At 46.3% G+C, this 2605-nt stretch carries 6 protein-coding genes; all 6 read right to left on the reverse strand.

The features are described 5' to 3' along the window. Positions 1 to 11: 11 nt before the first annotated feature. Positions 12 to 317, reverse strand: coding sequence for a 50S ribosomal protein L19 (locus FP827_04630; GenBank protein ID MBA3052359.1), 306 nt, complete (start codon positions 315 to 317; stop codon positions 12 to 14). Beyond that, complete coding sequence (gene trmD, locus FP827_04635) at positions 314 to 952, reverse strand: tRNA (guanosine(37)-N1)-methyltransferase TrmD (GenBank protein ID MBA3052360.1); 639 nt, start codon at positions 950 to 952, stop codon at positions 314 to 316. Before trmD ends, FP827_04630 begins: the two co-directional genes overlap by 4 nt. Further along, positions 949 to 1446 (reverse strand): hypothetical protein, encoded by a 498-nt coding sequence (locus FP827_04640; GenBank protein MBA3052361.1) that lies wholly within the window; start codon positions 1444 to 1446, stop codon positions 949 to 951. The genes trmD and FP827_04640 overlap by 4 nt, the downstream gene beginning before the upstream one ends. Before the next feature lie 10 nt (positions 1447 to 1456). After that, positions 1457 to 1705: a 30S ribosomal protein S16 gene (gene rpsP / locus FP827_04645; GenBank protein MBA3052362.1), complete on the reverse strand. Its 249-nt coding sequence runs from the start codon at positions 1703 to 1705 to the stop codon at positions 1457 to 1459. Positions 1706 to 1815: 110 nt separating this feature from the next. Beyond that, a complete protein-coding gene (locus FP827_04650) occupies positions 1816 to 2124 on the reverse strand; it encodes a type II toxin-antitoxin system RelE/ParE family toxin (GenBank protein MBA3052363.1) in 309 nt (102 codons plus the stop codon). After that, positions 2087 to 2329, reverse strand: coding sequence for a hypothetical protein (locus tag FP827_04655; protein ID MBA3052364.1), 243 nt, complete (start codon positions 2327 to 2329; stop codon positions 2087 to 2089). Before FP827_04655 ends, FP827_04650 begins: the two co-directional genes overlap by 38 nt. Positions 2330 to 2605: the final 276 nt, after the last annotated feature.

A 2605-nucleotide genomic window follows, 5' to 3' on the forward strand; every position in this document is an offset into this window, starting at 1 on the left:
CGGGAAGAGCCTTACAGCTCTTTTATCCTCGCCGCGCGGCCGGTGAGGCCCCTGAGATAATAAAGTTTAGCGCGGGCCACCTTGCCTCTGCTCTTTATCTTCACCGATTGAATAGCTGGCAGGTCGTAAGGATAGACTTTTTCTATTTCAACGCCGTAGGACACCTTCCTGACGGTAAAAGTCACAGGATTCTTTTTTCCCTTGACCGCCATGACCACGCCGCTGAAAATCTGCAGGCGCTCAGTCTCGCCCTCCTTGATCTTCTGCGTCACATCCACCGTATCCCCCGACTTAAAATTGTCAAATCCAGTTCTCATGCTTTAACCTTCCTCTTTTTATTTTTTCTATATTCCTCAATTTTTCCGTGGTCGCCGCTCAAAAGGATTTCCGGCACCTTCAAGCCCATAAATTCCGCGGGCCTCGTATATTGAGGATACTCAACATAACCGTCTATAAAAGACTCGTCCCTAAGGCTGCCGGGATTTCCCATAAAGCCCGGTATAAGCCTCGTCACGGCCTCAATAATCACCATTGACGCCGCCTCGCCGCCGCTGAGGACAAAATCCCCTATGGAGATCTTCCTCGCTCCCAGAAGCTCGGCCACACGCTCGTCTATTCCCTCATATCGGCCGTTTATGAGGATGATGTGCTCTTTCCCGGAAAGAGCCGCGGCCGTCTCCTGCGTAAAACGCTCTCCCGCCGGACACAGCATTATCACTTCCGCTCCGGGAGCCATTACGCTCTCCGCCGCCTTGTAAACGGGCTCGGCCTTCAATATCATGCCCGCCCCGCCGCCGAAGGGACTGTCATCCACTTTGCCGTCGGGGGTAAAATCCCTTATATTCGTCACTCTTATTTCCAGCAAACCCCTATCAAGCGCCTTGCCCAGCATGGCGCTTTTGAGCGGCCCGTCAAAATATTCCGGAAATATCGTGAGGATGTCTATTTTCATTCTCCCCTCACGATCACGCTTTCCGGGAAACTGGCGATGATCTTTTTTCCCCTTGTGTCCACTTTTTTGACAAACCTTTCCAAAAAAGGAACAGAGATCATCTCGCCGGATTCTTCCTCTATCCGGATCCACACCTGGGAGGCATCATCTATAATTTCCGAAAGCCTGCCCAGCTTTCTTCCGGACGGCTCCGAGACCTCGCATCCCACGAGGTCTTCACGCCAGAAAAAACCGCCGCCAAGATCCCATTTCTCGCAGCTTATATATTTACCCGTCAACGAATCATCCCCGCCCGTAAAGGTGACAAGCCACTTATCCGCGGCCTGTTTCAGCGAGTCGATCTGTATCTGCCGCGAGTTCTCGCCGAGACTGTCCGGGTTATCTTCCAGAAAAACACACTTTAAATCTTCGGGAAGAGGCATAAAAGCGGTCATATAAAACTCATCACCCAAACCGTGCCTGCGGCCGATCCTGCCTATCAGCACCCTGACCATAAGGGCGCCTTCAGGCGCTCTTTACTCTTTCTTTTTTAATAAACCCGCGCACCACTTCCGTCGGCTGAGCGCCTTTGGAAAGCCAGTACTCGGCGCGTTCAATATCTATTTTATACTGCTCTTTGCCCTTGTTCGTAGGGTCATACCAGCCGAGCTTTTCTATCTCACGCCCGTCACGCCGCCTCTCCGACGGCATAACAACAATTCTGTAATAAGGGCTGTGCTTCGCCCCCAATCTCTTGAGTCTTATCTTAACCACTCTTTTCCTCCTCGTGCCTGACGGCTATAACCGCCTAAAAATCACCAATAACACTATAAAATTTACGCTCCAAAGTCAAAATCCACACACACCCAACTCTTTACTTAATTTCAATATGAATCTTCGCGGGTATCTGCGGCTATCATTGAAACAACATTTTCCCGCTTGTCTATCGTATAAAAAAATCTATAATCGCCTATTCTATATCTCCACGTATCGGGCTTATAAGCTCTAAGTTTTTTTATATTCCTGCCAAAATAGGGATTTTGCCTTAATTGCGGATAAACGTATACGGTGAGCTTTGTTTTTATTTTTTCCTGCCTGCCCCCAAAATCAAGTTTAAGGTCTTTTAGAAATTGATTTGTTTCAAAAATTCTGAATTTATTCAACAAATTTTCCTTTTCTGTTTTTCGCGTCATTGTGCCCTGCCTTAATCCTGCCTAACAATCGTTTATCAGATTTGATTTGAGACATCTCAATTGAATCCGCATAATAAGAATCTTCTATATCCGTCAACACCCTCGTTGTGATAAAATTAGAAATAGGCCGGCGCTCAATATCAGCCGCCTCCGATATTTTTTTGTATTCATCCTGTGAAAGCCTCAGAGTTATCACCTTAGACATTTGCCCCCCCCCCTTTTTGTTTTATTCAATTTTATTCTACCGTATTCTATTGTATTCTGATTAATTTGTCAAGCAAAAATTGCAGGGGCTTGCTTACTCTGCCCGTTGTATTGTCAAAAGGTTACCGCAAAATAGTACCGTCCAATCAAATGAAAAATGGGGACGCCTTTATATTTCCTAATCATTTTTTTCATTTTCTATTTATAAATAAAATTGGTTGTCAATGCTTTCGAAATTACATCTCCGAGCTCAACATAATAACTATCCCATGTACTA

It is taken from the genome of Candidatus Omnitrophota bacterium, from assembly GCA_013791745.1.
GTDB lineage: Bacteria > CG03 > CG03 > CG03 > CG03 > CG03.